The sequence below is a fragment of the Acidovorax sp. NPDC077693 genome, assembly GCF_044542805.1.
GTDB lineage: Bacteria > Pseudomonadota > Gammaproteobacteria > Burkholderiales > Burkholderiaceae_C > Acidovorax.
This window is the reverse complement of record NZ_JBITVD010000021.1, coordinates 65975-88294: the sequence shown is the minus strand read 5'-3', so window position 1 is coordinate 88294 and position 22320 is coordinate 65975. Positions and strand designations below refer to the sequence as shown.

Annotated in this window: 22 protein-coding genes and 1 pseudogene; 12 read left to right on the top strand and 11 right to left on the bottom strand. The window is 66.4% G+C overall.

Annotated features, from left to right (window positions below):
• Positions 1-17 precede the first annotated feature (17 nt).
• Both ACIGHN_RS24455 and ACIGHN_RS24450 read right to left on the bottom strand, forming a co-directional pair.
• On the bottom strand, positions 18-350 hold the full coding sequence (locus tag ACIGHN_RS24455; protein WP_056410140.1) for a hypothetical protein: 333 nt from the start codon (positions 348-350) through the stop codon (positions 18-20).
• A 181-nt stretch (positions 351-531) separates the two neighbouring features.
• Complete coding sequence (locus ACIGHN_RS24450; RefSeq protein WP_396506678.1) at positions 532-1878, bottom strand: ammonium transporter; 1347 nt, start codon at positions 1876-1878, stop codon at positions 532-534.
• Between the two features lie 365 nt (positions 1879-2243).
• Here ACIGHN_RS24450 and ACIGHN_RS24445 point away from each other — a divergent pair.
• The 6 genes and pseudogenes from ACIGHN_RS24445 to ACIGHN_RS24420 all read left to right on the top strand — a co-directional run.
• Positions 2244-2999, top strand: a pseudogene (locus ACIGHN_RS24445) (sulfite exporter TauE/SafE family protein); the annotation flags it as partial.
• Positions 3000-3367: 368 nt separating this feature from the next.
• Entirely contained in the window at positions 3368-4132 is a 765-nt protein-coding gene (locus ACIGHN_RS24440) for an ABC transporter substrate-binding protein (protein WP_056410145.1), read from the top strand.
• Between the two features lie 35 nt (positions 4133-4167).
• Positions 4168-4950 carry an amino acid ABC transporter permease gene (locus ACIGHN_RS24435; protein WP_396506676.1) on the top strand — a complete coding sequence of 261 codons (783 nt, stop codon included), beginning with the start codon at positions 4168-4170 and terminating at the stop codon, positions 4948-4950.
• Positions 4947-5693 carry an amino acid ABC transporter ATP-binding protein gene (locus ACIGHN_RS24430; RefSeq protein ID WP_056410149.1) on the top strand — a complete coding sequence of 249 codons (747 nt, stop codon included), beginning with the start codon at positions 4947-4949 and terminating at the stop codon, positions 5691-5693. The genes ACIGHN_RS24435 and ACIGHN_RS24430 overlap by 4 nt, the downstream gene beginning before the upstream one ends.
• A gap of 48 nt (positions 5694-5741) precedes the next feature.
• Entirely contained in the window at positions 5742-7043 is a 1302-nt protein-coding gene (locus tag ACIGHN_RS24425; RefSeq protein ID WP_056410152.1) for a DcaP family trimeric outer membrane transporter, read from the top strand.
• 199 nt (positions 7044-7242) lie between these two features.
• Positions 7243-8142, top strand: coding sequence for a DMT family transporter (locus ACIGHN_RS24420; protein ID WP_396506674.1), 900 nt, complete (start codon positions 7243-7245; stop codon positions 8140-8142).
• Positions 8143-8437: 295 nt separating this feature from the next.
• On the opposite strand, the gene mrdA is transcribed toward ACIGHN_RS24420, so the two are convergent.
• The 4 genes from mrdA to ACIGHN_RS24400 all read right to left on the bottom strand — a co-directional run bounded on the left by mrdA (position 8438) and on the right by ACIGHN_RS24400 (position 13405).
• A complete protein-coding gene (mrdA, locus tag ACIGHN_RS24415) occupies positions 8438-10378 on the bottom strand; it encodes a penicillin-binding protein 2 (protein ID WP_396506672.1) in 1941 nt (646 codons plus the stop codon).
• 283 nt (positions 10379-10661) lie between these two features.
• Positions 10662-11180 (bottom strand): rod shape-determining protein MreD, encoded by a 519-nt coding sequence (gene mreD / locus ACIGHN_RS24410; protein WP_056410157.1) that lies wholly within the window; start codon positions 11178-11180, stop codon positions 10662-10664.
• Positions 11181-11265: 85 nt separating this feature from the next.
• Positions 11266-12189, bottom strand: a complete 924-nt coding sequence (gene mreC, locus ACIGHN_RS24405; RefSeq protein ID WP_056410159.1) for a rod shape-determining protein MreC — start codon at positions 12187-12189, stop codon at positions 11266-11268.
• A gap of 172 nt (positions 12190-12361) precedes the next feature.
• A complete protein-coding gene (locus ACIGHN_RS24400; protein WP_005798130.1) occupies positions 12362-13405 on the bottom strand; it encodes a rod shape-determining protein in 1044 nt (347 codons plus the stop codon).
• 204 nt (positions 13406-13609) lie between these two features.
• Between ACIGHN_RS24400 and gatC the strand changes: the two genes are divergently transcribed.
• The 3 genes from gatC to gatB are packed head-to-tail and all read left to right on the top strand — an operon-like array spanning position 13610 to position 16879.
• Positions 13610-13909 carry an Asp-tRNA(Asn)/Glu-tRNA(Gln) amidotransferase subunit GatC gene (gene gatC / locus ACIGHN_RS24395; protein ID WP_056164851.1) on the top strand — a complete coding sequence of 100 codons (300 nt, stop codon included), beginning with the start codon at positions 13610-13612 and terminating at the stop codon, positions 13907-13909.
• 11 nt (positions 13910-13920) lie between these two features.
• Complete coding sequence (gene gatA, locus ACIGHN_RS24390; protein WP_056422074.1) at positions 13921-15423, top strand: Asp-tRNA(Asn)/Glu-tRNA(Gln) amidotransferase subunit GatA; 1503 nt, start codon at positions 13921-13923, stop codon at positions 15421-15423.
• A 1-nt stretch (position 15424) separates the two neighbouring features.
• Positions 15425-16879 carry an Asp-tRNA(Asn)/Glu-tRNA(Gln) amidotransferase subunit GatB gene (gene gatB, locus ACIGHN_RS24385; protein WP_396506669.1) on the top strand — a complete coding sequence of 485 codons (1455 nt, stop codon included), beginning with the start codon at positions 15425-15427 and terminating at the stop codon, positions 16877-16879.
• Positions 16880-17003: 124 nt separating this feature from the next.
• Here the strand turns inward: gatB and ACIGHN_RS24380 are convergent, their stop codons facing one another.
• Both ACIGHN_RS24380 and pyrE read right to left on the bottom strand, forming a co-directional pair.
• Positions 17004-17705, bottom strand: a complete 702-nt coding sequence (locus tag ACIGHN_RS24380; protein WP_396506668.1) for a DUF4124 domain-containing protein — start codon at positions 17703-17705, stop codon at positions 17004-17006.
• Positions 17706-17710: 5 nt separating this feature from the next.
• Positions 17711-18409: an orotate phosphoribosyltransferase gene (gene pyrE, locus ACIGHN_RS24375; protein ID WP_396506666.1), complete on the bottom strand. Its 699-nt coding sequence runs from the start codon at positions 18407-18409 to the stop codon at positions 17711-17713.
• Positions 18410-18419: 10 nt separating this feature from the next.
• Here pyrE and ACIGHN_RS24370 point away from each other — a divergent pair, with 10 nt between their 5' ends.
• Positions 18420-19223: an exodeoxyribonuclease III gene (locus tag ACIGHN_RS24370; RefSeq protein WP_396506726.1), complete on the top strand. Its 804-nt coding sequence runs from the start codon at positions 18420-18422 to the stop codon at positions 19221-19223.
• A gap of 15 nt (positions 19224-19238) precedes the next feature.
• Here ACIGHN_RS24370 and ACIGHN_RS24365 read toward each other — a convergent pair whose 3' ends face one another.
• The 3 genes from ACIGHN_RS24365 to ACIGHN_RS24355 all read right to left on the bottom strand — a co-directional run bounded on the left by ACIGHN_RS24365 (position 19239) and on the right by ACIGHN_RS24355 (position 21017).
• Positions 19239-20099: a YihY/virulence factor BrkB family protein gene (locus ACIGHN_RS24365; protein WP_056410167.1), complete on the bottom strand. Its 861-nt coding sequence runs from the start codon at positions 20097-20099 to the stop codon at positions 19239-19241.
• A complete protein-coding gene (locus ACIGHN_RS24360; RefSeq protein ID WP_396506664.1) occupies positions 20096-20632 on the bottom strand; it encodes a pyridoxamine 5'-phosphate oxidase family protein in 537 nt (178 codons plus the stop codon). Before ACIGHN_RS24360 ends, ACIGHN_RS24365 begins: the two co-directional genes overlap by 4 nt.
• Before the next feature lie 109 nt (positions 20633-20741).
• Positions 20742-21017: an H-NS family nucleoid-associated regulatory protein gene (locus ACIGHN_RS24355; protein ID WP_396506662.1), complete on the bottom strand. Its 276-nt coding sequence runs from the start codon at positions 21015-21017 to the stop codon at positions 20742-20744.
• A 501-nt stretch (positions 21018-21518) separates the two neighbouring features.
• Between ACIGHN_RS24355 and ACIGHN_RS24350 the strand changes: the two genes are divergently transcribed.
• Positions 21519-21806, top strand: a complete 288-nt coding sequence (locus tag ACIGHN_RS24350) for a hypothetical protein (RefSeq protein WP_056168637.1) — start codon at positions 21519-21521, stop codon at positions 21804-21806.
• Positions 21807-21883: 77 nt separating this feature from the next.
• Positions 21884-22177 carry a DUF4148 domain-containing protein gene (locus ACIGHN_RS24345; RefSeq protein ID WP_396505370.1) on the top strand — a complete coding sequence of 98 codons (294 nt, stop codon included), beginning with the start codon at positions 21884-21886 and terminating at the stop codon, positions 22175-22177.
• Positions 22178-22320: the final 143 nt, after the last annotated feature.

Sequence of the window (22320 nt, the reverse complement as noted above, 5' to 3'; positions counted from 1 at the left end):
GAGCGTCGGGGCAGCGCCTAGCGGATACCGCCCACATAGCGCGGCACCTCGGGAGCGGGCTCGGGCGCGGCTGGTGCACCGCGCTGGCGCATGGCCTGGGTCGCCACGTCCAGCAGCGGGCGCCGCGCGGCAGGCGGTGGCGCAGCGTGCATGGCGTGGTCCAGCCGGTCGGCCCAGTCGGCGAGTTCGGGCACGCCGTCCTCCTGGGCGCGCTGGCGCGCAAAACGCACCACCTCGGCCGCATAGTCCACGTTCACGGCCATCCACTCGGTATCCGTCACGCGCCCCGTCTTGCGGCGCAGCAGCACGTGCAGGTGGGCGGCAATGGCCAGCTTGTCGGAATCAGGCATGGTCGCTCCTTGAGACATAGGGGTCACAGTTCAGTGGAGGTAACGTCTGAAGGGAGGCCCTGCCCACGGCCTTCGAGCCTGCGCCCCCCAGGCGAGGGCCGCCGTGGAACTGGGCTCGCCAGGCCACCGGTGGCGTCCCCCCCAGGGGGAAGGCGCCGAAGGCGACTCAGGGGGAACACCGCTACCCCCCCAACCGCTCACGGTGCTGGGCGATGTCCAGCCCCGTCTGCTCGCTCTGCTCGTCCACCCGCAGGCCCACCACGAAGTTGGTGATCCACAGCAGCACCCCGGTCACCACCAGGCTGTAGGCCATCACGGCGCCCACGCCGATGGCCTGGGTGAGCAGGCTGCCCGAGGCGCCGCCCACCGTGGGGCTGGCCAGCACGCCGGTGAGCAGCGAGCCCACGATCCCGCCGATGCCATGCACGCCGAACACATCCAGCGAATCATCGGCACGCAGCAGGCGCTTGAGCCCCGTGGCGCCCCAGTAGCACGCCAGGCCCGCCACCAGCCCGATGATCACCGCCGAGCGCAGCGTGACAAAACCCGCGGCCGGCGTGATGGCCACCAGGCCCGCGATGAGGCCCGAGCACAGCCCCAGCAGCGACGGGCGGCCGCGCACGATCCACTCGCCCACCATCCACGACAGGGCGCCCGCGGCCGCCGCCAGGTGCGTGACCGCCATCGCCAGGCCCGCGCGGCCATCGGCCGCCACGGCCGAACCGGCGTTGAAGCCGAACCAGCCCACCCACAGCATGCCGGCGCCCGCCATGGTGAGCCCCAGGTTGTAGGGCTCGAAAGGCTCGCGCCCGTACCCCGTGCGCCGCCCCAGGAACCACGCGCAGACGAGCCCCGCGACGCCCGCGTTGACGTGCACCACCGAGCCGCCCGCAAAGTCGAGCGCGCCCATCTTCGCGAGCCAGCCGCCGGGCTCCCACACCCAGTGCGCCACCGGCGCATAGACCACCAGGGTCCACAGGCTGGTGAAGATGAGCAGCGCGGAAAACCGCATGCGCTCGACCAGCGCCCCCACCAGCAGCGCGGCGGTGATGATGGCGAAGGTGAGCTGGAACATCGCGTACACCGACTCGGGGATGTGCGGCGCCACATGGCTCACCGCGAGCTTGCCGCCCGCGAGATCGAAGTCCAGCCCGGTAAAGCCCGCCCGGTCCCACCCGCCCAGCCACGGGCTGCCGGGCGTGAAGGCCAGCGAGTAGCCTGCCGCGAACCACCACAGGCTGACCAGCGCCGCCACCGCCACCACGCTGGCCATGGTGTTGAGCACGTTCTTCTTGCGCACCATGCCCGCATAGAACAGCGCCACGCCCGGCAGCGTCATCAGCAGGACCAGCGCGGTCGAGGTCATCATCCAGCCGGTGTGCGCAGCGCTGATCGTGTCCTGGGCCACCAGCATGGGCCGCACGGGCGCAGGCACTGCGTCCGGCGGCGTGCCCTGCGCGAGCGCAGCCGCACACAGCCCCAAGGTCAAGACCACCCACGCCACAATCCGGTGCACAGTTCCCCGCATGAAGGCTCCTTATCGCAAATTGTTACAAGCAGGTTGCACGAGCCATGCCAGCAGAAAATGCCAGGGAGATGCAGGGGGTGCCCCAGCCCCATGCCCCGGAAAGGGGTCGGGAAACCCCCAATGCACCACAGGGGTGCGGCCGTTACAGTTGCGGCACTCGAGAGCGCGCTTCGGTGTGCCAAGCGAGGGGCCCGAGGAGACACTTTCTACCAATAAACATATTCAAAGCACCCAACGAGGTGCAGACCCTTTCCAGGCGCTGGCGATCCCAGCGCCTTTTTCTTGCCTGCTCGCAGCGTGTGCGGCCTCGACGGGCGCACCGATGACTCCTGAATTGATAGCGCACCGGGTGCGACAATCCAGCGATGGAATGGATTTTTATCACCCTGGCCTCGCTGCTGGCAGGGTTTGTGGACGCGATCGTGGGCGGAGGGGGGCTGGTGATGGTGCCGGCGCTGTTCGCGGCTTTTCCGGCGGCGCCGCCGGCCACGCTGCTGGGCACCAACAAGGCCGCGTCGGTGTGGGGCACGGCCATGGCCACCTGGCAGTACAGCCGGCGCGTGCAGGTGCGGTGGCACGCCATGCTGCCCGCGGCCGCCGCAGGGTTCGCGGGCTCTTTTGCCGGCGCGTGGGCCGTGACGGTGATGTCGGCGGACTTTCTGCGCAAGCTGCTGCCGCTGGTGCTGCTGGGTGTGCTGGCCTACACCCTGGCCAAGAAGGAGCTGGGGCGGCACCACACGCCGCGCTACAGCGGCCGCACGGAGGTGGTGGCCGCCAGCCTGATCGGCGTGCTGATCGGTTTCTACGACGGGTTCTTCGGCCCCGGCACCGGCAGCTTCTTCGTCTTTTTGTTCGTGCGGCTGCTGGGGTATGACTTCCTCAACGCATCGGCGTCGGCCAAACTGCTCAACTGCGCGACCAACTTTGCCGCCATCGCACTGTTCGCGGCCAAGGGCCACGTGTGGTGGCACTTCGCGGTGACGCTGGCGGTGGCCAACGTGGTGGGCAGCCTGCTGGGCACGCACCTGGCGCTCAAGCACGGCACGGGCTTTGTGCGCGGCATCTTCATCGTGGTGGTGAGCACGCTGATCCTCAAGACCGGCTACGACGCATTTCTTCGGCAACCCCCTGAGTCGCCTTCGGCGCCTTCCCCCTGGAGGGGGACGCCCCCAGCGCGGCGGGGCGGCCCTTGCGCGGGGGCACTGGGCTGGGGCGCGCCGGTAGTGCAGACCGCGCCCTGCAACCGCGGGCCCAGCCCCTGCGTCTGGTTGGGGACACCGCTCTAAACCTGTTGTGAATTGGCACACAACGGGGCTTTGAGGGTTGTCCGCAGGCCCAAGGAAAAAATTCGCATATTTATAATCATTACCACTTGATGACGGCAGGCTTCGCGTTTTGCGATGCCTGCGCGTTCGAACCACCAGCCTCCGGCCTGCTACCCGCATGCCGGATTTTTTGTACCTGAAATACCCCTGACAGGACCCCTCCCATGAAATTGTTCAAGGCTGTAGCCACCGCCCTCGCGCTTTGTGCCGCTTTCACTTCTGCCCAGGCCCGCACGCTGGACGAGGTCAAGAAGGACGGCAAGATCCTGATTGCGACCGAGGGGCAGTTCGCTCCGTTCAATTTCTTCAACGGCACCACGCTGACGGGCTTCGAAGTGGAGACGGCCGAACTGGTGGCCAAGAAGATGGGTGTGACCATCCAGTGGAAGACCCTGGGCTTCGACGCCCTGCTGACCGGACTGCGCCAGGACCGCTGGGACCTCGTGATCGCCTCGCACGGCATCACCGACGAGCGCGCCAAGGCCGTCACCTTCACCGACCCGCACTACTGCTCGGGCGGCATGATCATCGCCATGGACCCCGCCATCAAGAGCGCCAAGGACCTGGCCGGCAAGGTGGTGGCCGTGCAGACCGGCACCAGCTACCTCGAGAACGTGCAGAAGGTCTCCTCCATCAAGGAAATGAAGAACTTCCCCACCGACGTGGACGCCCGCAGCGCCCTGAACTCGCGCCGCGTGGACGCCTGGGTGACCGACCGCTTCGTGGCCAAGGCCGTGGCCGAGAAGAACCCCGGCGCCGGCTTCAAGCTGGGCGACATGCTGTTCATCGAGCGCATCGCTGCGGCCGTGGCCAAGGGCAACACCTCGCTGGCCGGCGGCTGGAACAAGGCCCTGGCCGAAGTCATGGCCGACGGCAGCTATGCCGCGCTGTCCAAGAAGTATTTCAACGAAGACGTCCGCTGCCAGTAAGCACGACCTGCTCGTAGTCACCCGGGTCTTTTTTCATGCTCACTGCCTTTTGGCCGCAGCGCTGGAGCCGCCAGCAGCGCAGCAACGCCACGCTCGTCTCGGCCGTCATCCTGATGGTGCTGGCGCTATCACTGCTGGGCAGCTTGCTGTCCTTTTTGCCCGATCCCATCGGCCCCAACGCCCAGGCGTTCTCTGACGGTGCGCGCACCACCCTGTGGCTCACGCTGATCAGCGGCAGCGTGGGGCTGGTGCTGGGCACCGCCGCGGCGCTGGCCCGCACCGCGCGCTTCGCGGCCGTGCGCTGGGTCGCGAGCTTCTACATCTGGGTCATCCGCGGCACGCCGCTCTTGGTGCAGATCCTGTTCGTGTACTTCGCGCTGCCGGTGCTGGTGCCGGGCCTGAACCTGCCCGACTTCGCAGCCGCCGTGCTGGCACTGGGCCTGAACGTGGGCGCCTACAACGCCGAGGCCATCCGCGCCGGCCTGCTGGCCGTGCCGCGCGGCCAGACCGAGGCCGCCAAGGCCCTGGGCCTGGGGCGGATGCACGTTTTCATGGACGTGGTGTTTCCGCAGGCGTTCAAGATCTCGCTGCCACCGCTGGTGAGCAACTTCGTGGCGCTGCTCAAGGACTCGTCGCTGGCCTACGCCATCGGCGTGGTGGAGCTGACCAATGTGGGCAACCGCATCCAGTCGGCCACGTTCCAGCCCATTGCCACGCTGTCCACCGTGGCCATCACCTACCTGCTGCTGACCACCCTGGTCACGCAGATCTCGAACGCGGTGGAGTACCGCTTCGATGTGGAAGGCCGCAACCAATGACAGGCGCGTCCACACCCTTCATCGTCGTGGACAGGGTCTGCAAGTCGTTCGGCGCCCACCAGGTGCTGCGCGATGTGTCGACCGTGTTCAACACCGGCGAGGTCACCGTGATCATCGGTGCGTCGGGCTCGGGCAAGAGCACCTTGCTGCGCGCCATCAACCGGCTCGAACCCCACGACTCCGGCCGCATCACCATCGGGGGCGAAGACGTCACCGACGACCTGGCCACGCTGCAAAAGCAGCGCAGCGAGGTCGGCATGGTGTTCCAGCAGTTCAACCTGTTCGGCCACATGAGCGTGCTGGACAACGTGACCTTGGCCCCCCGCCGCATCCGCCGCACGCCACGCGCACAGGCCAACGAGCAGGCCATGGCCCTGCTGCGCCGCGTGGGCATGCAGGACCATGCGCAGAAGTACCCCTGGCAACTGTCGGGCGGGCAGCAGCAGCGCGTGGCCATTGCCCGCGCGCTGGCCATGCAGCCCCAGGTGATGCTGTTCGACGAGCCCACCTCGGCCCTGGACCCGGAGATGGTGCAGGAGGTGCTCGACGTGATGCGCGAGCTCGCCCGTGGCGGCATGACCATGATCGTGGTGACCCACGAGATGGGCTTTGCCCGCGAGGTGGCCGACCGCGTGATGTTCTTCGACCAGGGGCGCATCGCGCACGACGCACCTCCCAGCGAATTTTTTACCAACCCCGCCAACGACCGTATCCGAGCCTTCATCGGACGCATGGGCGCCTGAGATCCAGGTGCTCTGCGACAACCACCACAAGCCCCTACCGGAGTGACCATGAAACTGAACCACACGTTCCTCGCCCTGCTGGCCGCCGGCCTGTGCAGCCTGCCACCCGCAGCGTTGGCCCAGACCGCCAAGGATTTCGAAGAGATGCGCAACGAGCTCAAGGCGCTGCGTGCCGAGCTCAACCAGCTCAAGGCCCAGCAGGCCCAGGCACCCGCTGCAGCGCCCGCGGGCGCGTCGGCATCGGCCTGGAACGACCGCATCGATGCGGTCGAGCTCAAGCAGAAGGACGCCGTGGTGCTGGGCGACATTCCGGGCAGCTTCCGCCTGCCGGGCAGCGAGACATCGATCCGCATCTACGGTTTTGCAGAAGCTAACATGGTCAAGGACTTCAAGGGCACCGCACCCGGCGACACCTTCACCAACCTGATGGAGCAGCCCCTGGGTGACAACCACTCGGGCAAGGCCAGCCTGACTGCGCAGACCTCGCGCTTCGGCTTCGAGACCTCCACGCCCACCTCCATCGGCACGTTCAACACCAAGATCGAAGCCGACTTCTATGCCTACTGCGGCAGCGAGTGCAACCGGGGCCGCCTGCGCCTGCGCCACGCCTACGGCGAGTACGCCGGCTGGCTGATCGGCCAGACCTGGTCGACCTTCATGGACACCGACAACCTGCCCGAGACGGTGGACTTCAACGGCCCGCCCGGCGCGACCTTCCGCCGCCCCACGCAGGTGCGCTACACGTACAACGACCCCAACCTGGCCAAGTTCCAGTTCGCCATTGAAGAACCCACCGACGGCGCCAGGAGCCCCAACCTGGTGGCCCGCGTGGACAAGGCCTTCGACTGGGGCAACGTCAACGCCCGCCTGATGTCGCACGAGCAGCGTGTGGACGGCGTGAGCAAGCGCGGCATGGGCTTCGGCCTGGGCGCGGGCTACAAGATCACCGGCACCACCACGCTGATGGCGCAGTACACGCGCCTGGACGGCGACGGCGACGGAGCCTACCTGGTGGGCACCAACTACCCCGTGCTGGATGGCGGCACGGTGCGCCTCGACAAATCGCACGGCGTGGTGCTGGGCCTGTCCAACGTGTTCAGCGAGAAGCTGCGCGGCACCGTGTCGCTGGGCATGGTGCGCTCGCGCAACAAGCTGGGCGACGCCTACGTGAACGCGTACGGCGCCGAAGGCAACCACAAGCTGTACCAATGGCACGCCGGCATGTACTACCTGCCGATCAAGAACGTGGAGCTGGGCGGCGAGCTGATCGGCGGCCGCCGCACGACGTTCGACGGCCAGCAGGGCGACATGCTGCGCCTGAACCTGCAGGCACGCTATCTTTTCAATTGACACCCCCTGAGGCGCTGCGCGCCTTCACCGCGCTACGGGAGGGGGACGCCACCGGTGGCCTGGCAGAGCCAGTTCCACGGTGGCACTGGCCTGGGGCGGCGCCTGAGCGACGGCCGTGCGCCGTGCGCAATGCGCGGCAAGGAATCTTTTGCAAGTGGCTGGCCGGGAAACCGGCCAGCCCTTTCTTGTTTTGGAGCCTATGAAATCCGAACGTCTGGGCCTGATCGCCCTGCTGGCAGTGACCGTGGTGTGGGGCACCACCTTCCCCGCCATGAAACTGTTGTCCGCGCACCTGGATGCGCTGCAGATCATCTGGCTGCGTTTTGTCATCGCGCTGGTGGTGCTGGCCCCGCTGTGGTGGGGCATGCGGCGCGCCGAGCGACGGTGGGGCTGTGCGCTGGGGGTGTTGCTGTTCCTGGCGTTCTGGCTGCAGATCGAGGGGCTGGCGCGCACCAGCAGCAACCGCAATGCGTTCGTGACCGGGCTCAATGTGCTGGTGGTGCCGCTGATCGCCATGGCCGCGCTGGGGCGCCGTTACGGCTGGGCACTGTGGGCCGCGTGCGCCATGGCGTGTGCCGGCATGGCCCTGATGTTCCACGAGAACGAGCCCTGGAACCTGGGCGATACGCTGACGCTGGCGAGCACGGTGTTCTACGCGCTGTACATCCTGGCGCTGGAGGCCTGCGCCAGCCGCACGGCCGCGCACCCGCTGCGCGCCACGCGCATGGCGGCTGCGCAGGCCACGGTGATGGCGCTGGCGTCCACCGCCCTGCTGCTGGGCCAGGGCGGCGGCATGGGCTGGCTGCGGCAATCCGCCGCCCCACTGCCCGCCGATGCCTGGGTGGCCCTGCTGTACCTGGGCCTGCTGGCGAGCGTGGTGGTGGTGAGCTTGCAGGCCTGGGGCCAGCAGCGGGTGGATGCGATGCGCAGCGCGATCGTCTTCGGGCTGGAGCCCGTGTTTGCCGCACTCACCGCCTGGGCGCTGCTGGGAGAGCGGCTGGGGTGGGCCGGCCTTGCCGGCGCGGCGCTCATCGTCGCGGCGCTGGTGTTCAGCCAGCTGGCGCCATCCGCCCACACCAAGGTGCGGCTACCGGGCTGAATCCAACACTGCCGGATGCGCTGCAGGCCTCAGACCCCCATCCGTTCGGGCTGGGCCTGTCGAGGCCAGGGCGTGCCCGAGCGCGCAAGGCTTAGACGAGCGCAGCCCGAACGGATGGACGATGTAGAGTCTGAGAGAAAGTCGTTCATGCGGCCACGCCGTTATGCCCCAACAGCCGCCTACCGCTTGCTGGGTAAGCGCCGCAAGCTACCGAAACGATAGCAATTGCAATCGCATGCAACGCGGGCGGTACCCGGAGGACCGGGCCGCGCCGCGCAGACGCTGGTGCGCTGCGTCAGGGCAGCGGCAGGGCCACGTCGGCCGCCCGGCGTGGCTTGCCGATGGGGGCGGAGGCCAGGCCCTTTTGCACGGCGGCGATGTCTTCTTCGCTGGGGTAGTCGCCCTGCAGCCAGTAGTCGAACACGCGGCGCGCGATGGGCGCGGCGTGCGCTGCGCCAAAGCCCGAGTTCTCCACGATCACCGCGAGGGCGATGCTGGGCGCCTCGGCAGGGGCGTAGGCGGCAAACAGCGAGTGGTCGCGCTGGTGCTCTTCCAGCGCCTTGGCGTTGTACTTCACGTTCTGGCCCAGGCTGACCGCCTGCGCCGTGCCGGTCTTGCCCGCCGAGGTGTAGGGCGCGCCCGCAAACACGCGCGTGCCGGTGCCGCCCTTGTTCACGGCCACCAGGGCGTTGCGCACGATCTCCACGTTCTTCGGGGAATAGCCCAGGTTCTCGCCCGGGGGTTGCACGATCTCCGTGACCACGCCGGTGACCGAGTTCTTGATGGCCTTGGCCATGTGGGGCCGGTAGCGCGTGCCGCCGTTGGCCAGCGTGGCCTCGGCCAGCGCGAGCTGCAGCATGGTGAAGTTGTTGTAGCCCTGGCCGATGCCCAGCGACACCGTCTCGCCCGGGAACCAGCGCTTCATGTCGGCGCGCTTGTAGGTGTTGCGCTTCCACTCGGTGCTGGGCAGCGTGCCGCGCACTTCGCCGTTCAGATCGATCCCCGTGCTCTGGCCGAAGCCCAGCGGCTTCATGAAGTCATGGATGGCATCCACGCCCATCTCGACGGCCAGCGAATAGAAATAGGTGTTGCTCGAGAACTGGATGGCGCGGTGCATGTCCACACCGCCCAGGCCGCCTTCGTGGCTGCGGAAGGTGTGGCCGCCGAACGTGTACGAGCCCGGGTCGTTCACCACCAGGCTGGGCGAGCGCTTGCCCAGCTGCAGTGCCGCCAGCGCCATGAAGGGCTTGTAGGTGGAGCCCGGCGGGTAGGTGCCGCGCAGCGCGCGGTTGAGCAGGGGCTTGTCGATGGACTCGTTGAGCGCCGCCCAGTTCTCCACGTCGATGCCTTCGACGAAGAGGTTGGGGTCGAACGTGGGCTTGCTCACCAGGGCCAGGATCTCGCCGTTGCGCGGGTCGATGGCCACCAGCGCGCCGCGGCGGCTGCCGTAGAGCTCCTCGATGAGTTTCTGCAGCTTGATGTCGATGGACAGCATCACGCTGTCGCCGGGCGTGGCCGCGTGGCTGGAGAGCTTGCGCACCGCACGGCCGCCGGCCGATGTCTCCATCTGCTCGACGCCGGTGGTGCCGTGCAGCGACGACTCGAAACTCTGCTCGACGCCGAGCTTGCCGATGTATTCGGTGCCGCGGTAGTTGGCCTCGTCCTCCGAGTCCTGGATGCGCGCCTTTTCGGTCTGGTTGATGCGGCCGATGTACCCGATGGCGTGGCTCGCCACGTCGCCCATGGGGTAGTTGCGAAACAGCCGGGCCTTGATGTCCACGCCCGGAAACCGGTAGCGCTGCGCCGTGAAGCGCGCGACCTCCTGGTCGGTGAGCCGCGTGCGGATGGGCAGGGATTCGAAGTTACGCGACTCTTCCATCAGCCGCTTGAAGCGGCGGCGGTCGCGGGTCTGGATGTCCACGATCTTGGCCAGCTCGTCGATGGTTTCATCGAGCACGCCGGCGCGCGAGGGCGTGATCTCCAGCGTGTAGGCCGAGTAGTTGGTGGCCAGCACCACGCCGTTGCGGTCCAGGATCAGCCCCCGGTTCGGCACGATGGGCACGACCGCCGTGCGGTTGCTCTCGGCCTGCGCCGCCAGGTCTTCGTGCCGCACCACCTGCAGGTACACCAGCCGCGCCACCACCAGGCCGAATGCGAACATCACCACCAGGCCGATGACGAACGCCCGCACCCGAAACCGCGATGCGTCGGCTTCGCTGTTGCGCAGCTCGGTCATCGTTGCGCTCCATGGCGAAACCCAAGCGCGCTCCGCGAGACGGCTATGCCCCCGGCGATTGCCACCACTGGAGCTGACGGCAAGAGGCCACGGGCGTGCCCCCGTCCCGACAGAAAAAGGGAAGACGCGAAGTGGCGCAGAAGGTGCCTCACCACTCGGCGCAGCCTACGCAAGCGCGCAGCCCAGGCGAGTGCCACCGTGGAACTGGCTCTGCCAGGCCACGGGTGGCGTCCCCCTCCCGAAGGAGAGGGGGAAGGCGCGAAGCGACTCAGGGGGAGCTTCATCACAACGGCCGGTTCTGATCACGGTCCGGCGGCCGGCGCTGCGGCGCCAGCAGCACCCAGCTGGCCAGCGGCCACAGCAGCGCCTCGATCAGCGGCGCCAGAAAGCTCCACAGCCCCGGAAAGAGGCCGCCCGCCGCCATGCGCAGCAAAAGCTCGATGGCGTGCGCCAGCGCAAACAGCGGCAGCACCTGCAGCGCCTGCGACGGCACGCTGAACCACAGCAGGCGGCGGTGGATGGCGATGGCGCCGAACGACAGCACGGTGTACGACAGCGCATGCTGACCCAGCAGCGCGGACTGGCTCACGTCCATGCACAGGCCCAGCACGAATGCCACGCCCATGCCGATGCGCAGCGGCTGGTGCACGCCCCAGAAGACCAGCAACACCATCAGCAGATCGGGGGTCCAGACGATGCGGCCGAGCGGCAGCATGTTGACCGCCAGGCCCACGGCCAGGCTCACGCCGATGAACACCGGGTTGACCGGCAGCAGCAAGGGCTCGCCGCGCGGCATGATCATGGCGTGGGCCCTTTCAGAAAATGCAGTGTGCCCGCTGCGGGCACGCGGGCCAACGGCCGGGTGGCTGCACGTGGCGGCATGGTTGTCATCCTTTGCGCGCCCCGCGCTTGGCCGGCGCCGGGTGCGCAGGCTCGGGCCGGGGCAGCGCGTTGTCGGCCAGCGGCTTGAGCACCACCACGTGCCGCGCGCCCTGCACCTGCGCCAGCGGCACGCAGTAGATGCGGGCAAAGGCCGAGTCGGCGCGGCGCTCCACGCGCACGACCTTGGCCACGGGCAAGCCCGAGGGGTAGAGCCCGTCCACACCGCTGGTGGTGAGCAGGTCGTCCTCGCGCACATCGGCGTTGGCGGGCATGAAGCGCAGCTCCATGCCGCCGCCGTGGCCCGCCACCGGGTCGCCGTAGGCCACGCCGCGCGCGCCGGTGCGGATGTTCAGCACGGGGATGGCCTGGTCGCGGTCGATCAGCAATGTGACTTCACTCACCAGCGGGAACACCCGCGTGACCTGGCCCAGCACGCCGGCCTCGTCCATCACGGGCGAGCCCAGCTCCACGCCGCCCATCTGGCCGCGGTCGAGCACCACGCGGCGCGTGTACGGGTCGGCGGTGTCGTAGATCACCTCGGCCGCCTGGGCCGGCGTTTCGAGCCGCTCGCGCAGCGCCAGCAGTTGCCGCAGGCGCGTGTTTTCCAGCGCCAGCTGCTCGGCCTGGGTGGCGCGCTGGCCCATGGCGGTCATCTTCTTGCGCGCATCGTCCAGCTCTTGCTGGGCCGTGGTCAGCGACTGGAAATAGTCCGAGCTGTGGCCAGCCATCTCCACGGGCTTGAGCATGAGCCACTGCACGGGGTACAGCACCGTGCCCACCGCCTGACGGAACGGGCCGGTGAGCTCAAAGCGTGCGTCGGCCACCATGAGAAACAGCGCCAAAGCGCTGTAGACGGCCAAACGCGACAGGGCCGAAGGGCCTTGCTTGAAGAAGGGGGGAGCGCTGCGCTCGAGGGTACCCAGCGGCATGTCAGTGATTCATAGCGCTGTGCGCTACCCCTACCTTAAAAAACTGGCGAGGCCCAGGCCAGCGCACCCGTGGAACTGGCTCTGCCAGGCCACGGGGTGCGTCCACACTCCCGGAGCGCGGAGCGCGCAGAGAGAGGGGGGAAGGCGCGAAGCGACTCAGGGGGGAGTGCCATTATTCACTGGTAAAAATGCTGCCCAGGCGGTCCATGCGCTCCAGCGCAATCCCGCAGCCGCGCACCACGCAGGTCAGCGGGTCTTCGGCCACCAGCACCGGCAGGCCGGTTTCTTCGGCCAGCAGGCGATCGAGGTCGCGCAGCAGCGCGCCGCCGCCGGTCAGCATCATGCCGCGGTCGGCAATGTCGGCGCCGAGTTCAGGAGGGGTCTGCTCCAGCGCGTTCTTGACGGCGGAGACGATCTGGTTGAGCGGGTCGGTCAGGGCTTCCAGCACTTCGTTGGAAGAAATGGTGAAGCTGCGCGGCACGCCTTCGGAGAGGTTGCGGCCCTTGACTTCCATCTCGCGCACTTCGGAGCCGGGGAAGGCCGAGCCGATGTTCTTCTTGATGGCTTCTGCGGTGGGCTCGCCGATCAGCATGCCGTAGTTGCGGCGGATGTAGCTGATGATGGCTTCGTCGAACTTGTCGCCGCCCACGCGGACGCTGCCCTTGTAGACCATGCCGCCCAGCGAGATCACGCCCACCTCGGTGGTGCCGCCGCCGATGTCGACGACCATGGAGCCCGAGGCTTCAGAGACTGGCAGGCCTGCACCGATGCCGGCAGCCATGGGCTCTTCGATCAGGTAGACAGCAGTGGCGCCAGCAGCTTCTGCGGCATCCTTGATGGCGCGGCGCTCGACCTGGGTGGAGCCGCAGGGCACGCAGATGATGATGCGCGGGCTGGGGGTGAACAGCGTGCGCGGGTGCACCATCTTGATGAACTGCTTGATCATCTGCTCGGTGATCACGAAGTCGGCGATCACGCCGTCCTTCATGGGCCGGATGGCTTCGATGTTGCCCGGGACCTTGCCCAGCATGGCCTTGGCTTCGCGGCCTACGGCCTGGATGACTTTCTTGCCGTGGGGCCCGCCTTCGTGGCGGATGGCCACCACGGAAGGTTCGTCGAGGACGATGCCTTTGTCGCGGGCGAAGATGAGGGTGTTGGCTGTGCCAAGGTCAATGGCAAGGTCGGTGGAGAAGTACCGACGGAAAGCTCCGAACATTCAAAAATCCTCTCAGGCACGGCATGCACGTCGGCCTGCCATCGCCGGGTTTACGGGGTCAAATATCGCTTTTTTCGCACAATGACCGGCAGGAAGGAGGCTATTGCGGCAAAGCCGGGATAATACCCGATCCCCTGTGAATAACTCCCCCCGGCGCGGCGTGGATCACAGCTTTACTTCTGGTTTCTCTAGATTCTCCTCCCTATGGCACTGACCCCCCAGGACATCGGCCGCATTGCCAATTTGGCGCGGCTTGAGCTGACACCCTCCGAAAGTGAGCGCATGCTGACACAGCTCAATGGCTTCTTCGACATCGTGGAAAAGATGCGGGCTGTGGATACTTCGGGCGTTGCACCGCTGGCGCACCCCGTGGCGGCCATCCAGGACGTGGCCCTGCGCCTGCGCGACGACGTCGCCAGCGAGCCCAATCAGCGCGAAGCCAACCAGAAGAGCGCCCCTGCCGTGGAGCGTGGCCTGTTCCTCGTCCCCAAAGTGATCGAGTGAGGAAGGCCCGCATGACCATGACCACGAACAAAGCCCTGCACGACCTGGGCGTGACCGAACTGGCCGCCGGCCTGCGCGACAAGCAATTTTCTGCGGTGGAAGCCGCGCAGCATTTTCTGTCGCGCACCCAGGCCCACCCCCAACTGGGCGCCTTTGTGGCGCTGAACGAAGCAGCCACCCTGGCGCAGGCGCGCGCCGCCGATGCCCGCCTGGCCGCGGGCACGGCAGGCGCGCTGGAAGGCGTGCCGCTGGCGCACAAGGACATCTTCGTCACGCGCGACTTCCCCAGCACCGCAGGCTCGAAGATGCTGGCGGGCTACCAGTCGCCGTTCGACGCCACCGTGGTGGCCAAGCTGGCCGACGCCGGCGCGGTGACGCTGGGCAAGCTCAACTGCGACGAGTTCGCGATGGGCTCGGCCAACGAGAATTCTGCCGTGGCCCCGGTGGGTTTCGATGCGCCCGCACCGGTGCGCAACCCATGGGACACCAGCCGCGTCCCCGGCGGCTCCTCGGGCGGCAGCGCCGTGGCCGTGGCCGCGCGCCTGGCCCCGGCCGTCACCGGCACCGATACGGGCGGCTCCATCCGCCAGCCGGCGTCGTTCTGCGGCATCACCGGCATCAAGCCCACCTATGGTCGGGCCAGCCGCTACGGCATGATCGCGTTCGCCTCCAGCCTTGACCAGGCCGGCCCGATGGCCCGCAGCGCCGAGGACTGCGCGCTGCTGCTGTCCGCCATGTGCGGCCCCGATCCGGACCGTGATTCGACGAGCCTGGACGTGCCCGCGGAAGACTTCAGCCGCTCGCTCAACGACTCCATCGACGGCCTGCGCATCGGCATCCCTGCCGAGTTCTTCGGTGAAGGCCTGGCACCCGACGTGCGCGCTGCCGTGGACGGCGCGCTCAAGGAATACGAGAAGCTCGGCGCCAAACTCGTGCCCATCAGCCTGCCCCGCACGGAGCTGTCGATCCCGGTGTACTACATCATCGCCCCGGCCGAGGCGTCGTCCAACCTGTCGCGCTTCGACGGCGTGAAGTTCGGCCACCGCGCCAAGGACTACACCGACTTGGTGGACATGTACAAGAAGACGCGTGCCGAAGGCTTTGGCGACGAGGTCAAGCGCCGCATCATGATCGGCGCCTACGTGCTGTCCCACGGCTACTACGACGCGTACTACCTGCAGGCGCAGAAGATCCGCCGCATGATCGCCGACGACTTCCAGAACGCGTTCAAGGATTGCGACGTGATCGCCGGCCCCGTGGCACCCACCGTGGCCTGGAAGCTGGGCGAGCACGGCGCCGACCCGCTGGCCGACTACCTGGCCGACATCTTCACCCTTCCCGGCTCGCTCGCCGGCCTGCCCGGCATGAGCGTGCCCGCGGGCTTTGGCGACGCCGGCATGCCCGTGGGCCTGCAGCTCATCGGCAACTACTTCCAGGAAGCCCGCCTTCTGAACGCTGCGCACCGCCTGCAGCAAGCCACCGACTACCACCTCCGCCAACCCGGAGGCCTGTGACATGACGACGACCCCCAAATTGATCCACGGCTACGAGGTCGTCATCGGCTTCGAGACCCACACCCAGCTCGCCACGCAGAGCAAGATCTTCAGCCGCTCGCCCACCGCCTTCGGCGCCGAGCCCAACACCCAGGCATCGCCGGTGGACCTGGCGCTGCCCGGCACGCTGCCGGTGATGAACCGCGAAGCGGTGGTCTGCGCTATCAAATTAGGACTGGCTCTGGGCTCCCACATTGCGCAGAAGAGCATTTTTGCCCGCAAGAACTACTTCTACCCCGACCTGCCCAAGGGCTACCAGATCAGCCAGTTCGAGATCCCGGTCGTGCAGGGCGGCGAAGTGCAGTTCTTTCTGGGCGATGAGAAAAAGACCGTGCGCCTGGTGCGGGCCCACCTGGAAGAAGATGCGGGCAAGTCCCTGCACGAGGACTTCATCGGTCAGTCGGGCATCGACCTGAACCGCGCCGGCACGCCCCTGCTGGAGATCGTGACCGAGCCCGACATGCGCTCGAGCGAAGAGGCCGTGGCCTACGCCAAGGAGCTGCACAAGATCGTGACCTGGATCGGCATCTGCGACGGCAACATGCAGGAGGGCTCGTTCCGCTGCGATGCGAACGTTTCGGTGCGTAAGCCGGGCGAGCCGCTGGGCACGCGCCGCGAGATCAAGAACCTGAACAGCTTCAAGTTCATGCAGCAGGCGATCGACTACGAGATCCGCTGGCAGATCGAAGAGATCGAAGACGGCCGCGCGATCCAGCAGGCCACCGTGCTGTTCGACCCCGACACGGGCGAGACGCGTGCGATGCGCACCAAGGAAGATGCGGCCGACTACCGGTACTTCCCGGACCCGGACCTGCCGCCGTTGCACATCTCGCAGCAGTGGGTCGACGAACAACGCGCGCTGATGGCCGAACTGCCGCGCGCCATGGCGGCGCGCTTCGTGGCGGACTATGGCCTGCCCGAGTACGATGCCACGACCCTGACGCAGAGCAAGGCCATGGCCGCGTATTTCGAGGCCGCGGCCAAGGCGTGTGGCCAAGCCAAGCTCGCCAGCAACTGGATCATGGGCGAGGTGTCGCGCCGCCTGAACATGGTGGAGACCGGCATCGAGCAGGCGCCGGTATCGTCGGCCCAGCTGGCCGCGCTGATCGCGCGCATTGCCGACGGCACCATCTCCAACAACGCGGCCAAGCAGGTGTTCGACGCGCTGTGGACGGGTGACGGCCACGAGGTGGATACAGTCATCGAGGCCAAGGGCCTCAAGCAGATGAACGACACCGGCGCGCTGGAGGCGATCATCGACGAGGTCATCGCTGCCAACGCGGACAACGTGGCGCAGTTCCGCGCGGGCAAGGACAAGGCCTTCAACGCGCTGGTCGGCCAGATCATGAAGGCCAGCAAGGGCAAGGCGAATCCCCAGCAGGTCAACGACGTGCTGCGCGCCAAGCTGGCAGGCTGAGTGATCAACTCCGGGGGTGGAAAACTCCCCGGCATGCAGCAACGGAAAAGGGGCATCATGCCCCTTTTTTCGTGCCGTCGCCCCGCTGCGCGCAGGCCGGATACAAGCTCTTTGAATCTACCGCCTAGCGTGACGCAGCGGGCGCAGCAAGCTCTCCTGCGCCGGTGGCCGCAGGTGCCAGTGCCGGTGCCCGCTGCGACTCCCACAGCTTGCGCAGCAGCGCCAGTTCGGTATCGAAGCGCTGGTGCACCCGGCGCTTTTCCTGGTCCTGCCCGGCCAAAAAGCGTTGCTGCTCGGCAATGCTGTCTTCGTTTTCCGCGATCTTGCGGCGCAGCGTCATCGGCGCCTTGTTGGGGTCCTTCTTGTAGAACTCCATTTCGGTATCGAAGCCTTTTCGCTGCTGCTTGAGTTCGGCAATGCGCTTTTCTGCCGTGGCCGTAACGTCGTCCACCAGTTGGATGGCGGCGGCGCGTTCGACATCGTGCGTGGCCTTGTCGGGGTAGCGGGCCGTGAGCACGCGCTCGCGGCGGCGCTCTTCGACGACACGGGCGCGCTCTTCGGCCTCCTTGCGGCGTTGCACTTCCTGGGCCGCACGCTCGTTCTCCGTGAGCGACGGGCCGATCTGGCGGCGGACCGTGCCCATCGGGCTCAGTTCACGCTGTTCGCGGTCCAGGCATTCCGGAATGGGGCGGTCGGCCGTGAGCTTGCGCCCGTTGCGATCCACACAGGTATAGATGCCACCGCTTGGCGGCTGCTGCGCGCGCGCGAGATCCGCGACCAGGGTGGCGCACAACACCGTACCGACGATCCACGCCGACCTGCTCAAATCATTCACCCTTCATTGACGCCATACCGCTGGCGGTATGCCAGCACATTTTCGTGATGGGAACGCATCCCCTCCCCCCCGTTTTGCGAGAGATACAGCAATAAGTCTGCCAGCCGCGCGATCGTGCACACCTGCATGCCCAGTTGCTGGCGCACATACTGGACCGCGCTGTGGTCCACGTCCTGGCCATTCTCGGTGGCTTTCTCCTGACGGTCCAGCGCAATGGCTACCGCGTGCGGGGTGGCACCGGCCGCGCGGATGATGGCGATCGACTCACGGGCTGCCGTGCCGGCGGACATCACGTCGTCCACGATGAGCACGCGGCCCTTCAGCGGCGCTCCCACGAGGGTCCCGCCCTCGCCGTGGTTCTTGGCCTCCTTGCGGTTGTACGCAAAAGGCACGTTGCGCCCCAGCCGCGCCAGCTCCACGGCGACGGTGGCGGCCAGGGGAATGCCCTTGTAGGCCGGACCGAAGACCATGTCGAATTCGATGCCGCTGGCGATCAGGGCTTTTGCATAGAATTCCGCCAGCCGGCCCATCTTGCTGCCATCGTCGAACAGTCCCGCATTGAAGAAGTACGGGCTCAAGCGACCGGCCTTGGTCTTGAATTCGCCGAAGCGCAGCACCCCCGATTCGACCGCAAAACGTACAAAATCCTGCGCCAGCTGGCCCTGACCATCTTTTTGTGCGCCAACATCCACCATGGGAAAATCCTTGTTCAAATTAACCAGCCTCAATCTCAATGGCATTCGCTCGGCCACCAGCAAAGGCGTGGAAAGCTGGATGGCAGCCACGCGGCCGGATTGTATTTGCGTGCAGGAAGTCAAAGCCCAGGCGGCCGACATCGCCAACCGCTTCGAACGCGTGGCAGACCTGCAGGGGCATTTTCACTTTGCCCAGAAAAAAGGCTACTCCGGCGTGGGCATCTACACGCGCCACGAGCCGTCCGACGTGGTCGTGGGCTACGGCTCGGCCGAGTTCGACGCCGAGGGCCGCTATGTCGAACTGCGCTTTGACACGCCCGCGCGCAAGCTGTCGATCATCAGTGCGTACTTCCCGAGCGGCTCGTCGGGCGAGGAGCGCCAGCTGGCCAAGTTCCGCTTTCTGGCGGAGTTCCATCCCCATCTCATGCGCACCAAGGGCGAACGCGAGTTCATCCTGTGCGGCGACATCAACATCGCGCACCAGCAGATCGACCTCAAGAACTGGCGCAGCAACCAGAAAAACAGCGGCTTCCTGCCCGAAGAGCGTGCGTGGATGACAAAGTTGTTACACACAACTGATGAAGGCGGCGGGCTCATCGACGTTTACCGTCAGTTACAACCCACGGCTACCGACACGGCCTACACCTGGTGGAGCAATCGCGGCCAGGCGTATGCGAACAACGTGGGATGGCGGCTGGACTACCACCTGGCCACGCCGGCATTGGCAGCGCTGGCGCGCAGCGAGTCCATCTACAAGGGCGAGAAGTTTTCGGACCATGCGCCCATCACGGTGGACTACGACTTCAGCCTGTAGGGAGCCCGCGCGCTGTCAATGCCGCTCGCGGATTACCGCATTGACCTCCGCGCCGTAGATCAGCGTCGTCGCGCTCGCGTACAAAAACACGAGGGTGGCGACCACGCCCGCAAAGCTGCCGTAGATCAACACCAACTTGCCCGCGGTGCGCAGGGTGTACGACAGCGTGGCCGCAGCGACCACCCACAGCGCTGCGCCGACCAGCGCGCCCGGCAGCACCGTGGCCACGCGCTGTGGAATGTCCGGCAACCAGCCATACAGCAGCGCATACAGCACGACCAGCGTGAGGTAGGCGGCCCCATAGCGCACGCTGTCGTACAGCCAGATCGCCTCGTCGCCGTCGGCCGCGACATTGGTGACCACGAACTGCCAGATGCGCGGCATGACGATCACGGAACTGAACACCAGCAGCAGCCCCGACCCCACCACCACGGTGAACAGCGTGGACTTGATGCGCGCCTTCCAGAACGGCAGACCCCGGTCGATGCCGTACGAGCGGTTGAGCGCCGAGCGCACCGCCTGCATGCCGGAGGAACCGGTCCACAGCGTGATGGCCAGCCCCACGGTGAGCAGCGCCTCGTTGCGCTGAGCCAGCACCTGCTGCACCACGGGTTGCATCACATCGCGCACCAGCTGCGGCGCGTAGCCCAGCACCCGTTCGGCCAGCGCGGCCGCGTCGCCGGGCTGGCCGACAAAGCCCGCCGCTGCCGATAGCAGCAGCAACAGCGGGAACATCGCCAGCACGGCAGAAAATGCCAGGCTGCCCGCCTGGTTGGCGCTCTGGTGCAAGACGTAATTGCGCACGGCCACCAAAAGCACACCCACCACCGGGAGCTCGGTAATGGCACGGCCCAGGCGCCGCAGGCCCTGCATCATGGGCGAAGGCGCCCTTCCACCGAGTCGTCCAGCGTCTTGCCGATGGCCGCGCCAATCACCATCTTGGTGGCAGCGACCAGGCTGCCGTGTTTGGTGTCCCAGTAGTAGCCCGACACGGGCGCGACTTCGATCACGGTGATGCGCGGATCGTGCTTTCCTTCGGTGAACCAGGTTTTCATGATGGGATCCCACAGCTCATCGATCAAGGCCTGGTCGCGGTGGATGCTGGCGGTGCAGTCCAGCACCAGAAAGCCCGAGTGCTTGGAACCCTGCATGAAGATCCGCACTTTGGGGTCTGCTTCGATCTCGCGGTTCTTGTGGCTGTCGGACGCGCTCAGAAACCACAGGTGGCCGGCTTCGTCCACCTTCTCCACGCCCATGGGCCGCGTCCCGCCCGTTTCACTGTGGGGAGCGTTGGTGCAAAAGAAGCACGACTGGGCATCCTCGGCCATGTCCCGGATGCGCTGCGTGGCATCGTTTCCGGTCAAGTGCTTGTGGGTGTCCTCGGGCTGGTTCTGGTTGATCGAGTCCATGGCAATCTCCGAATGGGAATGAAAGGCGAGATTGAGCCTGACCCGCCTGACCGGCACTGTAGGAGCCGGTCCCTTGCCATTGCCCTCTGGCTGCGCTGGACAGTGCGCCTTATCGGATCAGGAACTGCTCGCGGTCTTTGCCGGCAATCCATTTCGGCGGCTTGCCGCGGCCGGTCCAGGTGGAGCCGGACTGCGGATCGTGGTACTTGGCGGGGACCTTCTTGGGGTCGGGTGTCCAGGGAAACACCTGCTGTGCCGTGAAGTCGAATTCCTTGATCAACTGTTTGACCGTTTCCAGCGCAGCGGAGGCTTCCGCCTTGCGGGCTTTGTGGATCTGCTCGTCGAGGTTGCGCTTTTGCGCAAGGAGTTCTGCGTAGGTGGTCATCGGGAAATCAGGGTTCAGGAGGATGTCGTGGTGGTGAAGCGCGGCGGCACGCCTGCATGACGCGTCGAATTCATGCGGACTGTGCGTTGGCACGTGGTTCTGCGCAGGCGCCTTCGCGCCACGCTTTCACGTCAGCGAACTCGTGCGAGCACCCGGTGCATTGCAGGCGCTCGGTGTAGCGCATGACGCCACCGCCATCGCGGGCCACCACGCGGTGATAGCTGGTGGCGCCGCAAATGCCACACCGGCTGGGAAGGGAGGAGGAAGTGCTGTGCATCTGCGGCGATTTTCCCATTAACCACGAAGGACTGAGATCTCGCCCGGATTGTTCTCAATACTGGAACAGTCAGTTCGCGACTGGGTGGTTTTTCTCTGGACACCACCGGCGTACAGTTCAACCCATCGATGAGCCGAACCCGCAAGGCGACTCACCGAACCCGGTTCAGGAATGGTTTTTGTACCGGCTTTATTGAGACGCTTTTAACTTCAAGGACTTTCATCATGAACAACACCGCACGTTTCCTCTCCATCGCCGCTGTCGCTGCCTTCGCTTCCTTTGGCGCCCAAGCCGACGAAGCCGACGCTTCGCAATATGTGTCCAAGTTCGAAACCAACCGCACCCGCGCCGAAGTGGCTGCAGAAGCTTCGAGCGTCGCCCAGACCCGCAGCATCGAGCCCGCTGGTTCGCGCGTCGTGACCTACAAGTCCACGGCCGACCGCGCTGCCGTGCGTGCCCAGGCTGCCGACGCTGTGCGCACCGGCCAGATCCCTTCGGGTGAGCAAGGCTGATCTGGATCCGACGGATTCAGCTTCCTGACTCTCTCCATAAAAAACCTGACTTCTAAAAAATACACTGGACTTTCATCATGAACAAGACTGCACGTTTCCTCTCCATCGCCGCTGTGTCCGCTTTCGCTGCCTTCGGTGCCCACGCTGACGAAGCCGATGCTTCGCAATTCGCCACGAAGTTCGAAACGAACCGCACCCGCGCCGAAGTGGCTGCCGAAGCCTCCACCGTTGCCCAGACCCGCAGCATCGAGCCCGCTGGTTCGCGCGTCGTGACCTACAAGTCCACGGCTGACCGCGCTGCCGTGCGTGCCCAGGCTGCTGAAGCCGTGCGCACCGGCACGATCCCTTCGGGCGAAATCAGCGCGATGTAATTGACGCAGTTGCGGGCCTTCCCATGGTGGTGGCATTGGCGGCATGTCGCTGGTGCTGCTGCCATGGGGAGTGTTTTGGACCCGCCGCGACGCGACAGCAAACTGGGCTCCCGTGTGGGAGCCCTTTTTGTTGGTGGCAGGGT

Bases quoted from the DNA above. Each gene is read 5' to 3' on its own strand.
- ACIGHN_RS24455 (WP_056410140.1), bottom strand. From the start codon at position 350: ATGCCTGATTCCGACAAGCTGGCCATTGCCGCCCACCTGCACGTGCTG.
- ACIGHN_RS24450 (WP_396506678.1), bottom strand. From the start codon at position 1,878: ATGCGGGGAACTGTGCACCGGATTGTGGCGTGGGTGGTCTTGACCTTG.
- ACIGHN_RS24440 (WP_056410145.1), top strand. From the start codon at position 3,368: ATGAAATTGTTCAAGGCTGTAGCCACCGCCCTCGCGCTTTGTGCCGCT.
- ACIGHN_RS24435 (WP_396506676.1), top strand. From the start codon at position 4,168: ATGCTCACTGCCTTTTGGCCGCAGCGCTGGAGCCGCCAGCAGCGCAGC.
- ACIGHN_RS24430 (WP_056410149.1), top strand. From the start codon at position 4,947: ATGACAGGCGCGTCCACACCCTTCATCGTCGTGGACAGGGTCTGCAAG.
- ACIGHN_RS24425 (WP_056410152.1), top strand. From the start codon at position 5,742: ATGAAACTGAACCACACGTTCCTCGCCCTGCTGGCCGCCGGCCTGTGC.
- ACIGHN_RS24420 (WP_396506674.1), top strand. From the start codon at position 7,243: ATGAAATCCGAACGTCTGGGCCTGATCGCCCTGCTGGCAGTGACCGTG.
- mrdA (WP_396506672.1), bottom strand. From the start codon at position 10,378: ATGACCGAGCTGCGCAACAGCGAAGCCGACGCATCGCGGTTTCGGGTG.
- mreD (WP_056410157.1), bottom strand. From the start codon at position 11,180: ATGATCATGCCGCGCGGCGAGCCCTTGCTGCTGCCGGTCAACCCGGTG.
- mreC (WP_056410159.1), bottom strand. From the start codon at position 12,189: ATGCCGCTGGGTACCCTCGAGCGCAGCGCTCCCCCCTTCTTCAAGCAA.
- ACIGHN_RS24400 (WP_005798130.1), bottom strand. From the start codon at position 13,405: ATGTTCGGAGCTTTCCGTCGGTACTTCTCCACCGACCTTGCCATTGAC.
- gatC (WP_056164851.1), top strand. From the start codon at position 13,610: ATGGCACTGACCCCCCAGGACATCGGCCGCATTGCCAATTTGGCGCGG.
- gatA (WP_056422074.1), top strand. From the start codon at position 13,921: ATGACCATGACCACGAACAAAGCCCTGCACGACCTGGGCGTGACCGAA.
- gatB (WP_396506669.1), top strand. From the start codon at position 15,425: ATGACGACGACCCCCAAATTGATCCACGGCTACGAGGTCGTCATCGGC.
- pyrE (WP_396506666.1), bottom strand. From the start codon at position 18,409: ATGGTGGATGTTGGCGCACAAAAAGATGGTCAGGGCCAGCTGGCGCAG.
- ACIGHN_RS24365 (WP_056410167.1), bottom strand. From the start codon at position 20,099: ATGATGCAGGGCCTGCGGCGCCTGGGCCGTGCCATTACCGAGCTCCCG.
- ACIGHN_RS24360 (WP_396506664.1), bottom strand. From the start codon at position 20,632: ATGGACTCGATCAACCAGAACCAGCCCGAGGACACCCACAAGCACTTG.
- ACIGHN_RS24355 (WP_396506662.1), bottom strand. From the start codon at position 21,017: ATGACCACCTACGCAGAACTCCTTGCGCAAAAGCGCAACCTCGACGAG.
- ACIGHN_RS24350 (WP_056168637.1), top strand. From the start codon at position 21,519: ATGAACAACACCGCACGTTTCCTCTCCATCGCCGCTGTCGCTGCCTTC.
- ACIGHN_RS24345 (WP_396505370.1), top strand. From the start codon at position 21,884: ATGAACAAGACTGCACGTTTCCTCTCCATCGCCGCTGTGTCCGCTTTC.